Here is a 14,719-nt window from a genome sequence, read left to right on the forward strand (position 1 = left end):
CATCCATTTCCGATTCATCGATCTCGGTAAAGCCAAAGTCTTCCATAATTGCGTAAGCCGACGGCAACACCAGCAACAGCAATAAGGTCGAGGTGATCATGCCAAATACCACACTGGCCACGAGCGGCACTAACACCTGTGCCTGCAGGCTGGTCTCAGACAACAGTGGCAACATCCCCGCCACGGTTGTCACTGAGGTCAGAAAAATGGCCCGAAAACGGTCCCGTACCGCCTGACCGGCGGCATCGTGCAGATTTAACCCCTCTTTCGAGCGAATCTTCACAAACTCCACCAGCAGGATTGAATCGTTGACCACCACCCCGGCCAGCGACACAAAACCAATCATACTCGGCAGACTCAGGTTCAATCCCATCAGCAGATGCCCCCAGATCACACCAATCAGTGCCAGCGGAATATTCATCAGCACAATCAACGGCTCTTTGTAATTACGGAACTGCAGGCTGAGCAACAGAAATACACCTGCGATCCCCATCACAAACCCGGTCAGGACCGAACCACTGGTCTCCTGATTATTTTTCACTTCGCCCTCAAGACTGAAGCTGAGTTCCGGATAACGTTGTTGCAGTTCGCTCAGGAAACGGGTGCGGGTATCACCGATAATCTCACTGGTATTGGCGATTTCAGAATCCACATCGCCAGAGATGGTCACTGTACGCCGATGGTTAATCCGCTGAATACGGGAGAACTCGCGTTCTTCGTGTATCGATGCCACGGCCGTCAGCGGGATATCCATACCCGACTTGTTAAATACGGTCAGGTTTTCAAAGTCTGCCAACGCCTGATCCGGCGCGCTGTCTAACTTAACCGTCACCTCATAGGCTTCACGTCCCTGATAGATATCGCTGACCTTCACCCCCTGATAGGCAGCACGCAGCTGGTTTGACACCGTGCGCGCATCCACGCCTGAGTCCAGTGCACCGGGTAATAAACGTACGTTGAGCTGCGGTTTACCCGGCCGCAGATCATCCATGATGTTAGAAACACCGTCATACCCGTTTAACCAGTGTTGCAGCTCCCAGCTCGCCCTGGATAACTGTTCCAGATCATCGCCCTGCAGACGGATAGAGATCGCCTGACCGGCGGGGCCAAACTGGGGTTCTTTAAACTGAATCGAGACAGCATCAACCACTTCCGGTGTCGTTTCACGCCACAAACGTTTTAACGCCACCAGCGACGTTAGACGTTTTTCTGCATCCAGCAGATCCAGACTGATGGTGGCCAGATGACCACCCTCTTCGTTGGCATCCGCATTCTGACTGAAGGACACTTGTACATTCTTCACCAGCGTCCCTTCAGATTCCGGCGGCAATTGCGCCAGAGAGCGATCCAGACTACTGAGCAAGTCACTGACAACCGCTTCGGTACGCACAAACGGCGTGCCTTGAGGCATCAATACCCGCGCTTCCAACCGGTTTCCTTCGATATCCGGGAAACCCTTAAACTTCACCACACCCGCAGCCAGTAATCCGATTGAGAAAACAAATGCCACAATTGCCAGCCCCACCACCAGATAACGATAGCGGATCGCCAGATCGGCTAAACGCCCAACCCGCTCGCGCAGGTGATCAAATCCCGTCTCAAACTTCACTCTCCAGCGGGACTTTTGATCGTTTTTCTGATGCTCCAGCGAATGTTTAAGGTGATGCGGCAGGATCAGAAACGCTTCCACCAAACTCACTGTTAATACCGCCAATAATACAACGGGCAACACACCCAGTATTTGGCCCATATCCCCTTTCAGAAACAGCAGGCTGCCAAACAGGATTGCGGAGGTGACAAACGAGGAGAAAACGCCCCGTGCAACTTTCTTCACGCCATCAATTGCGGCATTAAGCGCGTCCTTCCCTTTGCGGAACTCACTTTCGATGCTCTCAGAGAGCACGATCGCATCATCCATTAAAATCCCGATCGCCATCAGCAGGGCAACCATCGAGATCATATTGATACTGATGCCAAAGGTGCTCATCACCACCAAACCACCGAGGAAGGAGATCGGCAACCCCATCGCCACCCAAAAGGTGTATCGCCAGACAAAGAACAGGAACAGTGCAAAAGTAGCTAACAGCAGACCTTGCCAGCCGTTGCTCAACAGCAGATTCAGGCGGTCTTTCACAATGGATGCCGCATCTTGTGTAATCACCAGCTGAGTGCCATCCGGCAACCGGGCGTTTTCCTGCTCAACAAAGGTCTTTACCGCGTTAAAAACGGTCAGCGTATCGTCGGTGGTATTTTTACTCACCTGAATCAATGCCGCAGGTAAGCCGTTCAGCTCCGTGCGTTTCTCTTCGTCTGAAAAGTTATCTTCAATGCGGGCAATATCGCCCAGACGTACCTGGCCGCCTTTTTCGCTGTTGAGGATAATCAGATCCTGCAGCTCACGGATCGTGCGACGTTCGTTTTCAAAGCGCACCTGATAAGAACCGGCACGGGCATCCAGCACCCCTGCGGGCAGATCCAGTGCCTGTGCGCTGATCAGATCCGCCACATCCTGCACACTGAGGTTGTACTGGCGCAGCACATCAGGTTTCAGCAATACACTGAGTTCGTGATCGGAAAAACCGGTGACAGTCACAATCGGCACCTGGGGTAACGCCAGCAACCGATTACGATAATATTCCGCCAGCGCTTTGAGTTCCGGTTGTGTCAGCTCAGCGGTAATCGCCACACTCAACACCGCTTCGGTACGGCCCAGCTCTTTAACAACGGCTTTCTCTACGTTGCCGGGAAACTCAGTAATGCCATCAACCGCGGCGTTCACATCATCCAGGAACTGTTTTATGTCGCCGGATTCCTGCATCTCCAGCGTGAGCGTACCTTGACCATCACGTGCCTCGCAGGCTTGTTCGGCAAGGAAACTGATGCCATCGGTGGCATCTTCAAGGCGATTACAAATCCCCTCCTCAACTTCAGACGGGCTCGCGCCGGGATAAGGCACCGATACCTGCACCTTATTTTGCTTAACTTCGGGAAAGGTTTCTTTGTTTAACGTGGGTAAAGCCACGGCACCCAGCAACAGAATCACCATCATCAAGATGTTGGCGGCGGTAGGATGCGCTGCGAAGTAACGAATCATTCAGCAACGACTCCCGGCTGGCTGGCCACCACACCGCTGGCAGCACTGCGCAAATCAGTTTCCAATACACTATCGATACGTGCCTTCAGAGGCATACCAGGGATCACCGGAATCAGGTCATTGACGATCAGTTGGTCACCCGCGCTCAGGCCTTTGTCGATCACCGCCATCTCACCCTGCAACAGCAGCACTTCAACCGGCCGTATTTCCAGTTTGCCATCAGCATCTACCAGATAGACCCGCCCCTGATGCAAGGCCTTATAAGGAATCACCAGCGCATCATTCGCAGGTGTAGAGATCTCTACTTGTGTAAACATCCCTTTCAACAACGGTGGGCGCTTACCCGGAATCACTTTGGCATAGGGTTTATCCACAGCCACCACAATCCCCAAGGTACGACGCTGTGGATCGATTGACTCCGTGAAACGTAATACCTCAGCATCCCACTGAGCATTGGCCTGATCGCCCACCAGCGTGACGCGTGCTTTTAATTGCAACGCGTCCAGCGCGCTGGCTAAGTTATCCACCGTCAGATCCAGCTGACGATTTTGCAACGGCTGCACTAAACCACGCATCTGCCGAACCGGCACCTGTGCGTTGATCTCAACCCCATCCAGATTCAGTGCTTCAAACAGCACGGTGCCCGCCGTGACGAATTCACCCGCTTCCACCGGCACCTCCCCCACCCGGGCATCAAACGGCATCAAGATCTCGGTACGACCCAAGGTGGTTTTCTGACCTTTCACCTGCTCGCGGGCGCGAGTGATTTTCGCCGTTTCTGATGACAATCGGCTGGCATAGGTGTTTAGCTGCCCCTGCAGATCGCTCACGGACTGACGCAGCTGGATCACTTTCTGCTCCTCGGCATCCAGCGTCGAACGTGCGATCAGCCGTTTTTTCCAGATATCCTGGATACGCGCCAACTCCTTTTCACCGACACGCAGATTATCCTGCGCCAGTTTCAGCGCACGGCCGGTGGTTTTCTGCTCCTCTTTCAACTGACGCAGCGTTGACTCATTGCTCTGCAGGTCCGCTTCACTCTGTTTCAGAGAGACTAAGAAATCATCCGCGTCGATCCGCACAATCACCGTCCCGGCAGCAATACTGTTACCCTGCCGCAGATCCGGATGCAGATAGGTGATCTTGCCGTTCAACTCGGCTTTACCTTGCAGAGAGATCGCCGGTTCCACATTGCCATACGCTCTGACCCGATTACGAAACGGCAGCGACTGCACGCGAATCACGTCCACCGTCCGCGGCGCCATCGCGGTACTGTTGTGCTGCACAGCGGGTTTATTTTTGACCATCATTACAGTCAAACCAACGCCCAGCGCCAACACAATCAGCAGAATAATGGGGTTTTGCAGCAGTTTTTTCATGGTGGCGTCCGTTGAAGCGTCGGATAAAAGAAATAGATCGGTACGTTGTTCAGCATAGTTATATAACAGCAGCCTCTAAAGTGAATCTGCTTTAACCAAACTTTACATCATCAACTCACCGTCATTTCTCCAGCATCGGGATCGAATGCCCTAGATCAGCCCCCTTTCGGCAAATGACACCACTTCTGCATCGCCCACTACCATATGATCCAACACCCGAATATCCACCAGCGCCAGCGCTTGCACCAAGCGATCGGTAATCTGCTTGTCAGCCCGACTGGGCTCGGCCACACCTGAGGGATGATTGTGAGCAAGAATCACAGCGGCGGCATTGTGCTCCAGCGCCCGTCGCACCACTTCCCGCGGATACACAGACGCGGCATCGATCGTACCGAAAAACAGCGGCTCAAACTTAATCACCCGATGACGATTGTCCAGAAACAGACAAGCAAACACTTCACGGGGCTCATGCCGCAAACGAGAAGACAGATAGGTACGCACGGCCGCCGGACTTTCCAGCGCAGACTCCCGTTCCAGCGTGGCCGCCAGATGACGCTGCCCCATCTCAAGCACCGCTTGAAGCTGCACATATTTAGCGGGGCCCAGACCATGTGCCGCACAAAATTCATCGGCAGAGCTTTCCAGCAACGGACGCAACCCGCCAAAGTCCGTTAACAAGTCACGCGCCAGATCGACAGCACTTTTACCGGTCACGCCGGTACGCAGGAAAATCGCCAGAAGTTCAGCATCAGACAGGGCATGTGCCCCCAGATTAAGTAGTTTTTCGCGCGGCCGCTCACCTTCCGGCCAGTCACAGATCGCCATAGTCACTTCCTTGTCATGGTGTTGATGGAGACTGATATCGGCTCGGATGATCCGGGGCAACGTAAGCCGCACCAATACAGTCAGAAACGTAATAATGAGCATCCTGCTCTACGCAACCTAAAGCTGAAGTGGTATCTTACACGCTCTTTACAGAATTCACAGTTGATCACGGTTGCACGGTATGCAGAGACTTACTAACCGACAAATTGTTTTAGGTATTACCGGCGGTATTGCCGCCTATAAAAGCGCTGAGCTGACCCGAATACTCAAGGGTGCTGGTGCCGACGTTCGGGTGGTGATGACCCCCGCCGCGACCGAGTTTATTACCCCACTGACGTTACAAGCCTTGTCCGGCAATCCGGTGCACCTGCACCTGCTGGATACCGAAGCTGAAGCGGGCATGGGCCATATTGAACTGGCGAAGTGGGCGGACCTGATTCTGATCGCACCGGCGAGTGCCGATTTTATGGCACGCATGACCAGTGGCCACGGCAACGACCTGCTGACCACCTTGTGTCTGGCGACCGATGCACCGATCTGTCTGGCACCCGCCATGAATCAGGCGATGTGGCGCGACAGCACAACGCAGGACAACGCTCGTAAACTGGAAGACCGTGGGGTTAACCTGTTTGGCCCTGCCAGCGGCGAACAAGCCTGTGGTGACACCGGCCCCGGCCGGATGATGGAGCCTCTGGAACTGGCTGAACGGACAGCCGCATGTTTTGACCGCGGCCTGCTGACGGGTAAAACCGTCTTTATCACCGCTGGTCCAACCCGCGAGCCTCTTGATCCGGTACGCTATATCTCCAACCACAGCTCCGGCAAGATGGGTTATGCATTAGCAGAAGCTGCACAAGACGCCGGGGCGACGGTTAAGCTGATCAGCGGACCGGTCAACCTGCCTGCACCTGAACGTATCGAACGCGTTTCGGTACAGTCTGCGGACGATATGCTGACAGCCTCTCTGTCGGGACTCGAGCAGTGCGACATTTTTATCGCAGCAGCCGCCGTCGCTGATTACCGCCCGACAGCCATCTCTGAGCACAAGATCAAAAAAGGCAACGAAGAGATCATGGAACTGCATCTGGTGAAAAACCCGGACATCGTTGCGACAGTGGCAACCCATGACCACAAGCCTTTTACCGTTGGATTTGCTGCTGAAACACAGGATGTACTGAGTTACGCACGTAGCAAACTGGAGCGTAAGCATCTGGATATGATCATCGCCAATGATGTATCACGCAGCGATATCGGATTCAACAGCGACGAGAATGCTGTCACCGTCGTGACCTCGGAAACCGAGCAGGATCTGCCACAGGCGTCGAAACGACAGCTTGCCGGTCAATTGATCGAAAAGATCGCTCAGTCCTACCACCTGACACGATAACGAACACCACGCTGAAGAACGATGATGAAAAAGCTACAAGTCAAACTGCTGGACCCACGTATCGGCAACGAATTTCCACTGCCAGAGTATGCGACACCGGGTTCAGCGGGTCTGGATCTGCGCGCTTGCCTCGATAGCACGCTGACACTGGAACCGGGGCAGACTGAACTGATCCCGACCGGTCTGTCGATCCATATTGAAGACCCTAACCTGTGCGCGATGATTCTGCCGCGTTCAGGTCTGGGCCATAAGCACGGTATCGTGCTGGGTAATCTGGTGGGACTGATCGATTCCGACTACCAGGGACAGCTCTTTGTCTCCTGCTGGAACCGGGGCCAGACCACCTTTGAAGTAAAACCGGGCGAACGGATCGCCCAGCTGGTACTGGTACCTGTGGTACAGGCCGAATTTGAAGTTGTTGACGAATTTTCTGACAGCCACCGCGGTGAAGGCGGCTTCGGCTCCTCAGGTCGCCACTAATAATTTTTCAAAAGGACATTGCACCATGCGTTACGAACTTAAGGATCTCGATCAAACCATCTTTCGTGCCTACGATATTCGCGGCATTGTTGGCACCGCGCTGACCGACGACACGGTTTATCATCTAGGTCGCGCATTTGCAGCACAGGCGCTGAGCCAGAACGTGAATACCATCAATGTCGCAGCAGATGGTCGCTTATCCAGTCCTCACCTGAAAACACTGCTGAGTCAGGGCTTGATGGACGGTGGCTGTAACGTGATCGATAACGGATACGTTCCAACTCCTCTGCTCTACTTTGCAGCCAATCACGACGACCAGTGCACCGGCGTTATGATCACCGGCAGTCACAACCCAAGTGACTACAACGGTTTTAAGATGATGATCGACGGTCACACCCTGTCCGGTGATGACATTCAGGTTCTGAAGCAGCGCATCATCGCGCAGGATTATTCTGACGGCGAAGGCAACCTGCGCGAGCAGGATGTCCGCCCACAGTATCTGGAACATGTCCTGTCCGACGTCAAACTGGCGCGTCCGATGAAAGTCGTTGTGGATTGCGGTAATGGCATTCCAGGTGATATCGCACCGGGTCTGCTCGAAAAGCTGGGTTGTGACGTGACGCCTCTATACTGCGATGTTGACGGCACGTTTCCGAACCACCACCCCGACCCGGGTAAACCTGCCAACCTGGTTGATGCCATCGCCAAGGTAAAAGAGATCGGTGCCGACCTGGGTCTGGCCTTCGACGGCGACGGCGACCGCGTAGGTGTGATTACCCCAACCGGCAAAATCATCTACCCAGACCGCGTGATGATGCTATTCGCAGAAGATATTCTGAGCCGTAATCCGGGCGCAGAGATCATCTTCGATGTGAAATGCTCCCGATTGCTGGCGAACGTGATCCGTGAAGCCGGTGGTAAAGCCACTATGTGGAAGACCGGCCACTCGCTGATCAAAGGCAAGATGAAAGAAACTGGCGCCTTGCTGGCCGGTGAAATGAGCGGACATATCTTCTTTAAAGAACGCTGGTTCGGTTTTGACGATGGCCTGTACAGCGCTGTTCGTCTGCTGGAAATCCTGTCCAATCGCAGCGAAGATGCTGATGCGCTGTTCGACGCGTACCCTGAAGATGTGAGCACACCTGAGCTGAACATCGACGTAACGGATGAAGGTAAATTCAGCATCATCGAAGGCCTGCAAGCTTTGGAATTCGAAGGTGGTGACGCCAACCGCATCGACGGTGTGCGCGTTGACTACGCGGACGGCTGGGGCCTGATTCGCGCATCCAACACCACACCGGTACTGGTACTGCGTTTTGAAGCTGAGTCTGAAACTGCACTGGAACGCATCCGTTCCGAGTTCCAGCAACGCCTGACCCAGGTTGATCCGTCTCTGACGATTCCTGAAGCCTGATCTTTTAAGAAACGCCCAGTATCAGATCGATAGCGGGTGTTTTTTCGCACTGTTTCTGTAGCAGGTCTGTTCAGCAGGCCTATGCAGTTAAAAGGATAATAAAAAATGCCTCTTACGCGTAAAGAAGCCATAACCACCGCTGAGGTGCTCAGCGAAGCAATGCCTTACATCCAGCGTTTTGTTGGAAAAACCATCGTCATCAAATACGGCGGCAACGCCATGACCGACGAGAAGCTGAAGAACAGCTTCGCCCGCGATATCGTGATGATGAAGCTGATCGGTATCAACCCGATTGTTGTCCACGGTGGCGGTCCGCAGATCGGTAGCCTGCTGGAAAAGCTGAATATCGAATCCCACTTCATCAACGGTATGCGTGTCACTGACTCAAAAACCATGGACGTGGTTGAGATGGTACTCGGCGGTATGGTGAACAAAGAGATCGTTGGCCTGATCAACGCCAACGGTGGTAGCGCCATCGGCCTGACCGGTAAAGACGGCCAGCTGCTGCGGGCCCGTAAGCTCAAAGTGAAGCACAAAACACCGGAGATGGAAGCCCCCGAAATTATCGATATCGGTCACGTGGGTGAAGTTGCACAGGTGAACGTAAAGGTACTGGATATGCTGGCACAGTCAGACATCATTCCGGTCATCGCACCGATTGGTGTGGATGAAAACGGCGATTCCTACAACATCAATGCGGACCTGGTTGCAGGTAAAGTTGCTGAAGTACTGCAGGCCGAAAAGCTGATTCTGCTGACCAATATTGAAGGCCTGCTGGACAAAGATGGCAACGTGCTGACCGGTATGACCACCAAACAGGTGGATGAGCTGATCGAAGACGGCACCATCTACGGAGGCATGCTACCGAAGATCGACTGTGCACTGGGCGCGGTTAAATCAGGCGTGACCAGCTCGCACATCATTGACGGCCGCGTCGCACATTCCTGCTTGTTGGAGATCTTTACCGATGAAGGTGTCGGTACTCTGATCACCAACCGCTCACACTAAGGGCGCTGAAATGGCAGTCAAAGAAGCGCCGAAAGTGTCCCGATACGAGCAGATCCTGCAGGCTTTGGCCCAGATGCTGGAGGTGAATCCGGGTGCCCGGATCACCACCGCAGCGCTGGCGAAAGAGGTCGGTGTATCCGAAGCCGCGCTGTATCGCCACTTTCCCAGCAAAGCACGGATGTTCGAAGGCCTGATCGGTTTTATCGAAGATACCATCTTCAGCCGGGTTAACATGATCATTGCATCGGATGCCGACGGCGTCCGGCAGTGTGAACAGATCCTCACGCTGCTGCTGGCGTTCGTACAGAAAAATCCGGGCATGGCGCGTATTCTGACCGGTGATGCGCTGGCCGGAGAAACAGATCGCCTACGCACACGGGTGAATCAGTTTTTTGAACGGCTGGAAACCCAGCTCAAGCAGATCCTGCGCGAAGCTGAAGCCCGTGAAGGCCTGCGCACGCAAACCACTGCAGGGGCTTGCGCTAACCTGATGTTGGCGACCGCAGAAGGCCGCATCCGTCAGTTCGTACGCAGCGAGTTTAAACGCAGCCCAATCGAACAGTGGGATGATCAATGGCCACGTCTTGCCGCAGCGGTCTTTCGCCCGGCAGCCTGATCCGTCTGGGAGGCGCCTCGCCTCCCTCTTTCACCTCACTTCCACTAACCCTTCCTGATACCCATCGGACTTTTCATGGACCTGTTACTGGAACAGCTGATGCTGTTTGCCCTCTCCCTCTTCGCCAACGGTTTATCTGCGATGGCAGGCGGCGGTGCGGGCCTGCTTCAGTTACCTGTGCTGCTGTTTTTGGGGCTGAGCTTTCCGGTAGCACTCGCAACCCATAAGATCGCCAGCGTCGCGCTGGGCGTGGGCGCGACCCTACGCCATATGCGCGAAGGGTCGCTGGACTATCGTTTCTGCGGCTATATTCTCGCCTCGGGGTTACCCGGCGTTGTCTTGGGGGCCTATGTCATTCTACAACTGCCCGAAGCCTGGACCATTCTGGCACTGGGTATTCTGACCTCAGGCCTGGGGCTCTATTCGTTCACGAAAAAAGAGCTGGGGATGAATTATGCACCCCGCAACCGTAAAGGCAGAGGGCTGCTGATCGGCGGGCTCGTGATGTTTATGATCGGCTTTCTGAACGGCTCACTGACCTCAGGTACCGGACTTTTCGTGACGCTTTGGATGGTGTTCTGGTTCGGCTTTGACTACAAACGCGCCGTTACCTATGTCCTGATACTGGTGGGTTTGTTCTGGAACTCATCGGGTGCAGTCACCGTTGCCCTGCAGCAGCCACCTCAATGGGAGTGGCTACCGGCACTATTGATCGGCGCAATAATTGGCTCTTATACCGGCGCGCATCTGGCCATTAGCCACGGTAACAAACTGGTCAAACGGGCCTTTGAAACCCTGACCGTTATGGTGGGTATAAAACTAATCGGTGACGGTCTCGCGTTGCTGTTCTGAGACCAGCGCGGATGCCTGTGCCAACTGCAAGCGATGCCGCGCACTGCGGGTCAGTTCGCGCTTAACTTCTGGCAGAAGAATCGCTGACGCCGGTACCAAACGGACACCCAGTTTTTTCAGATCTGGCAGCATACGCGCCAGATAGGCCGAGGTTTCCGGGTATGGATGCCCGATAACCACCACAAAACCAAATTTATTGGCAATATTCAGCGCCCGCTGGAACTGCCCATGAATAAAGGCTTCATTGCTCTGGTGATCCAGAAAGACATGACGCTTCAGGTAAGGCACCTGATTCTCGCGGGCCTTTTTCCATCCCACCGACTTGATCGTCGTGAGGCTGTCGATAAAGTAGAGATTCCGCGCTTTGAGTGTATCCATCACCCACTGCATCGGCTGATCCATACTGGTCAACAAACTACCCATATGATTGTTGACGCCACTGACGTGCGGCGTGGCATCCAATGCCTGGTTCAGTCCCGACATCATGGCTTCGCGCTTCATCTCAGGCGTTAACGCCCCGGGACCCAATGCTTTAGCTGCGGTATTGGCCATCGGCACATGCAGCATCACTTCACGGCCGCTGTCGTGCACATCAACTGCAAATTTCTTAGCGTAAGGGGTATACGGCAGAATGGAGTACGTCACCGCACCGGGCAAAGCCAGTGCCGCTTCCCCCCGTTTGAGGTTATAGCCCATATCATCAATGATCAGCACCATCCTTGGTTCAAAGGATTGCTCCGCATGGAGCAATCCGGACAACGCGCTGAGCAGCAGCATCAGGCTGAGCTTTTGGCCCAGCTTATGAGTCCACATCAATGTTATTTTTCCTGCAATTTAACAATCGACAAGGCTTTTAATAGCGCAACTGCTTCGAACAACTGGAAATCTTCACGTAACAGTTCTCTTTCCTCTGCACGTTTATCCATGCTGCCTTTGTCAGCCTGACCATTCGCCAGATGTCCGCTAAGATCACGCTCTTTCAGGTGAGATCCACCGTTACCCAGTGGCTTAAGCTCAGCATTCCCCACTTCGATATCCGGTTCGATACCCTGCGCCTGAATAGAACGACCGTTAGGTGTAAAGTAACGTGCGGTGGTCAGCTTAATCGCCCGATCTTTCGCCAACGGCAGTATGGTTTGCACCGAGCCTTTGCCAAAGCTGTCGGTTCCCATAATCACCGCACGTTTTTGGTCTTGCAGCGCGCCTGCCACAATCTCAGAGGCCGACGCGGAGCCACCATTGATCAGAACCACCAACGGCAGTTCCGGTAGTGCGGTCTGGCTGTTCGCTTCAAACAGCTGATCGGAGTTCGGCAAACGACCTTCGGTATATACGATGGTGCCCTGTGACAGGAATGCATTCCCCACGTCCACTGCTGCCTGCAACACACCACCCGGGTTGTTACGCAGATCCAGTACTAAGCCGTTGAGGCTGTCGTCTGCTTGCAGTTTCTGCAGCTGCTTCACTAGTTCGTTGCCAGTATTGACCTGAAACTGGGTGATACGGATATAACCATAGCCGGGTTCAAGCATCCGACTTTTTACGCTGGCAACATGAATGATGTCGCGGATGACGGTGATCTCGATCGGCGTATCCCGCCCCTCGCGCAAGACGGTCAGCACGATAGGCTCGCCTGGCTCACCACGCATGTGATTGATCGCTTCTTCCAGTGACATACTGGCCACCGGTTTATCATCCAGCTGCGTAATCAGATCGCCGGCTTTTACACCCGCCCGCTCAGCCGGTGTATCGTCAATCGGGGTAATCACACGGATATAAGGCTCTTCCATGCCTACTTCGATACCCAAGCCACCAAACTCGCCGCTGGTATGTACCTGCAGGGCTTCAAACTCGTCCTTATCCATATAGTTGGAGTGAGGATCGAGACCCGCCAACATACCGCGAACGGCATCCTGCAGTAGCTTCGCATCATCCACCGGCTCAACGTAAGCATTTTTGATGCGTTCGTACACTTCGGCAAAGAGGCGAAGTTCTTCCAATGGCAGCTGCTTCGCGGATTCATCAGGTACTGCGGTTGTTTCAGCCGCTGCAGTAAAGGCAACACCACACAGAGATACCATCACCAGTGAACGCAGCGCGCGCTGCACTGTTTTATGCAGATTCATAGTTTGTTCCTTATAGTCCAGAAGCGGCTAGCGTCGGGTGAGCCAGCGTTTTGGATTGGTCGCCTTTCCTTTGTAACGGATCGCAAAATACAGCCCCGGTTCTGCCCGGCCACCACTAGCACCCACGGTCGCGACTATTTCACCGGCAGACACCCAGTCACCAACGTCACGCTGTAGTGTTTCATTGTAGCCGTAAAGGGTGAGGTAATTGCCACCGTGGTCAATTATCAGCACCAAACCGTGTCCACGTAACCAGTCAGAAAATACAACACGGCCATGATGGGCGGCTTTCACATCGCGCCCCGTCTTTGCTGCGATCCAAATGCCATCATAACGAATATTATCCGCTACGCTACCAAAGCCCCGGCGGATCTTACCGGCCACAGGCCAGGCCAGCTTGCCTTTCAGCTCACGAAAATCTTTACCATCCCGGGCCAGAGCTGCTTTATCGATGGTGCGCTGAACTTGTTTCAGTACTTTCTGCATCCGCTCACGATCCGCTTTCAAACCGGCTAAGCGCTTCTGATCAGACTTAATCTCTCCCTGAATTGCCGCCAGCGTCCTACCCCGTTCTTTGCGGCTTTTTTCCAGATCATCCCTTTCCAGCTTTAGCTGACGGCGTTTCACCACCATCTTCTGCTCAGTGTCGGACAGTTCAGTTTCCGTATTGTTCAGCTGCTCGAGGCGGGATTTGAAGCTTTTAATCTGATTGGCCAACTCACCGTTAATAATCCCGAAGTAACGCATCATGCGTGAGATTTCTTCCGGATCTCGTTGCATCAACAACACTTGCAACCAGGGCTGATGCCCCTGCTTGTATTGTTCACGTAACTGTCGGCTGATGGAAACGGCGCGCTTGTTCAACTCTTTGCGCAAATTATCACGTTTGCCTTCCAATGAACCGGCGTGTGAACCCAGCCGGGAGAGCTGCTTATCCAATGCACGAATTTGGCTACTGATCCGGCCAATGGACACCTCACTTTTTCGCAGCTTGCGGCTGAGACTGGAGGCCTGACCTTCACTTTTTGACAGTTGTTTCTGCAGACTCGCAATATCTTTTTTAAGTTTGCGAATCTGAGCGTCAGAGGCCTGACCATCCGCTGCAAGCGCAACAGAGGTCAGCGAAAAGAGGAGTAGCAGCGGCAGGCAAAGTTTGCGTAATAGCAACGAACAGCCCACCACTGACTGCCGGGTCAAGTACGGCTCCATCCTGATCCCGGCCCTGCCTTATTTAGCGAGTAACAGGGAGTTGCCGGTCATCTCTGCTGGCGCATCAACCGCCATCAGATCCAGCAAGGTCGGTGCCAGATCGCAGAGCGCACCGTCTTTTAAGCTGATGTCAGCAGCACGTGGGCCATCATAAACCAGCGCCACTGGCCAGATCGTATGGGCCGTGTGTGGCTGCCCGGTTTTCGGATCTACCATCATCTCCACGTTACCGTGGTCCGCCGTAATCAGCGCCTCACCACCCACTTCCGCCATCGCTTCCAGCACTTGGCGAATGCTGTCATCCACCGCTTCAACGGCTTTCACTGCCG

12 protein-coding genes and 1 pseudogene are annotated in these 14,719 nt (G+C 54.0%); 6 read left to right on the plus strand and 7 right to left on the minus strand.

All coding sequences use genetic code 11. The annotated features are described in order from the left end of the window. The 3 genes from ABYW01_RS03930 to radC form a co-directional block, all read right to left on the minus strand. On the minus strand, positions 1-3,094 hold a 3,094-nt coding region (locus ABYW01_RS03930; RefSeq protein ID WP_372831225.1), incomplete at its 3' end, for an efflux RND transporter permease subunit. Beyond that, positions 3,091-4,473: an efflux RND transporter periplasmic adaptor subunit gene (locus tag ABYW01_RS03935; RefSeq protein WP_372831226.1), complete on the minus strand. Its 1,383-nt coding sequence runs from the start codon at positions 4,471-4,473 to the stop codon at positions 3,091-3,093. The genes ABYW01_RS03930 and ABYW01_RS03935, both read right to left, overlap by 4 nt. Positions 4,474-4,623: 150 nt before the next feature. Then, entirely contained in the window at positions 4,624-5,298 is a 675-nt protein-coding gene (radC, locus tag ABYW01_RS03940; protein ID WP_372831234.1) for a DNA repair protein RadC, read from the minus strand. Positions 5,299-5,479: 181 nt separating this feature from the next. Here radC and coaBC point away from each other — a divergent pair, with 181 nt between their 5' ends. The 6 genes from coaBC to ABYW01_RS03970 all read left to right on the plus strand — a co-directional run bounded on the left by coaBC (position 5,480) and on the right by ABYW01_RS03970 (position 11,055). Continuing rightward, entirely contained in the window at positions 5,480-6,685 is a 1,206-nt protein-coding gene (gene coaBC, locus ABYW01_RS03945; protein WP_372831227.1) for a bifunctional phosphopantothenoylcysteine decarboxylase/phosphopantothenate--cysteine ligase CoaBC, read from the plus strand. Positions 6,686-6,709: 24 nt separating this feature from the next. Beyond that, positions 6,710-7,165: a dUTP diphosphatase gene (gene dut, locus ABYW01_RS03950; protein ID WP_372831235.1), complete on the plus strand. Its 456-nt coding sequence runs from the start codon at positions 6,710-6,712 to the stop codon at positions 7,163-7,165. A 25-nt stretch (positions 7,166-7,190) separates the two neighbouring features. Further along, positions 7,191-8,579, plus strand: coding sequence for a phosphomannomutase/phosphoglucomutase (locus ABYW01_RS03955; RefSeq protein ID WP_372831228.1), 1,389 nt, complete (start codon positions 7,191-7,193; stop codon positions 8,577-8,579). Between the two features lie 105 nt (positions 8,580-8,684). Then, entirely contained in the window at positions 8,685-9,587 is a 903-nt protein-coding gene (argB, locus tag ABYW01_RS03960; RefSeq protein WP_372831229.1) for an acetylglutamate kinase, read from the plus strand. A gap of 10 nt (positions 9,588-9,597) precedes the next feature. Next, the gene (gene slmA / locus ABYW01_RS03965; protein ID WP_193954813.1) at positions 9,598-10,203 is read left to right on the plus strand and encodes a nucleoid occlusion factor SlmA; all 606 of its coding nucleotides are present in this window, start codon (positions 9,598-9,600) and stop codon (positions 10,201-10,203) included. A gap of 75 nt (positions 10,204-10,278) precedes the next feature. Beyond that, on the plus strand, positions 10,279-11,055 hold the full coding sequence (locus tag ABYW01_RS03970) for a sulfite exporter TauE/SafE family protein (protein WP_372831230.1): 777 nt from the start codon (positions 10,279-10,281) through the stop codon (positions 11,053-11,055). On the opposite strand, the gene ABYW01_RS03975 is transcribed toward ABYW01_RS03970, so the two are convergent. The 4 genes and pseudogenes from ABYW01_RS03975 to ABYW01_RS03990 form a co-directional block, all read right to left on the minus strand. Further along, positions 11,023-11,868: a divergent polysaccharide deacetylase family protein gene (locus tag ABYW01_RS03975; protein WP_372831231.1), complete on the minus strand. Its 846-nt coding sequence runs from the start codon at positions 11,866-11,868 to the stop codon at positions 11,023-11,025. The genes ABYW01_RS03970 and ABYW01_RS03975 overlap by 33 nt on opposite strands. Positions 11,869-11,873: 5 nt before the next feature. After that, positions 11,874-13,181 carry a S41 family peptidase gene (locus ABYW01_RS03980; protein ID WP_372831232.1) on the minus strand — a complete coding sequence of 436 codons (1,308 nt, stop codon included), beginning with the start codon at positions 13,179-13,181 and terminating at the stop codon, positions 11,874-11,876. Between the two features lie 27 nt (positions 13,182-13,208). Then, a complete protein-coding gene (locus ABYW01_RS03985) occupies positions 13,209-14,378 on the minus strand; it encodes a murein hydrolase activator EnvC (RefSeq protein ID WP_372831233.1) in 1,170 nt (389 codons plus the stop codon). Positions 14,379-14,408: 30 nt separating this feature from the next. Next, positions 14,409-14,719 (minus strand): annotated as a pseudogene (locus ABYW01_RS03990) (2,3-bisphosphoglycerate-independent phosphoglycerate mutase); the annotation flags it as partial.

Origin of the sequence: Pontibacterium sp. (assembly GCF_041587635.1) — a bacterium.
In the GTDB taxonomy this organism is placed as follows: domain Bacteria; phylum Pseudomonadota; class Gammaproteobacteria; order Pseudomonadales; family Balneatricaceae; genus Pontibacterium.

What these genes read in the sequence shown, in the direction of transcription:
- ABYW01_RS03935 (WP_372831226.1), bottom strand. Translation starts at nt 4,473, where the DNA reads ATGAAAAAACTGCTGCAAAACCCCATTATTCTGCTGATTGTGTTGGCG.
- radC (WP_372831234.1), bottom strand. Translation starts at nt 5,298, where the DNA reads ATGGCGATCTGTGACTGGCCGGAAGGTGAGCGGCCGCGCGAAAAACTA.
- coaBC (WP_372831227.1), top strand. Translation starts at nt 5,480, where the DNA reads ATGCAGAGACTTACTAACCGACAAATTGTTTTAGGTATTACCGGCGGT.
- dut (WP_372831235.1), top strand. Translation starts at nt 6,710, where the DNA reads ATGAAAAAGCTACAAGTCAAACTGCTGGACCCACGTATCGGCAACGAA.
- ABYW01_RS03955 (WP_372831228.1), top strand. Translation starts at nt 7,191, where the DNA reads ATGCGTTACGAACTTAAGGATCTCGATCAAACCATCTTTCGTGCCTAC.
- argB (WP_372831229.1), top strand. Translation starts at nt 8,685, where the DNA reads ATGCCTCTTACGCGTAAAGAAGCCATAACCACCGCTGAGGTGCTCAGC.
- slmA (WP_193954813.1), top strand. Translation starts at nt 9,598, where the DNA reads ATGGCAGTCAAAGAAGCGCCGAAAGTGTCCCGATACGAGCAGATCCTG.
- ABYW01_RS03970 (WP_372831230.1), top strand. Translation starts at nt 10,279, where the DNA reads ATGGACCTGTTACTGGAACAGCTGATGCTGTTTGCCCTCTCCCTCTTC.
- ABYW01_RS03975 (WP_372831231.1), bottom strand. Translation starts at nt 11,868, where the DNA reads ATGTGGACTCATAAGCTGGGCCAAAAGCTCAGCCTGATGCTGCTGCTC.
- ABYW01_RS03980 (WP_372831232.1), bottom strand. Translation starts at nt 13,181, where the DNA reads ATGAATCTGCATAAAACAGTGCAGCGCGCGCTGCGTTCACTGGTGATG.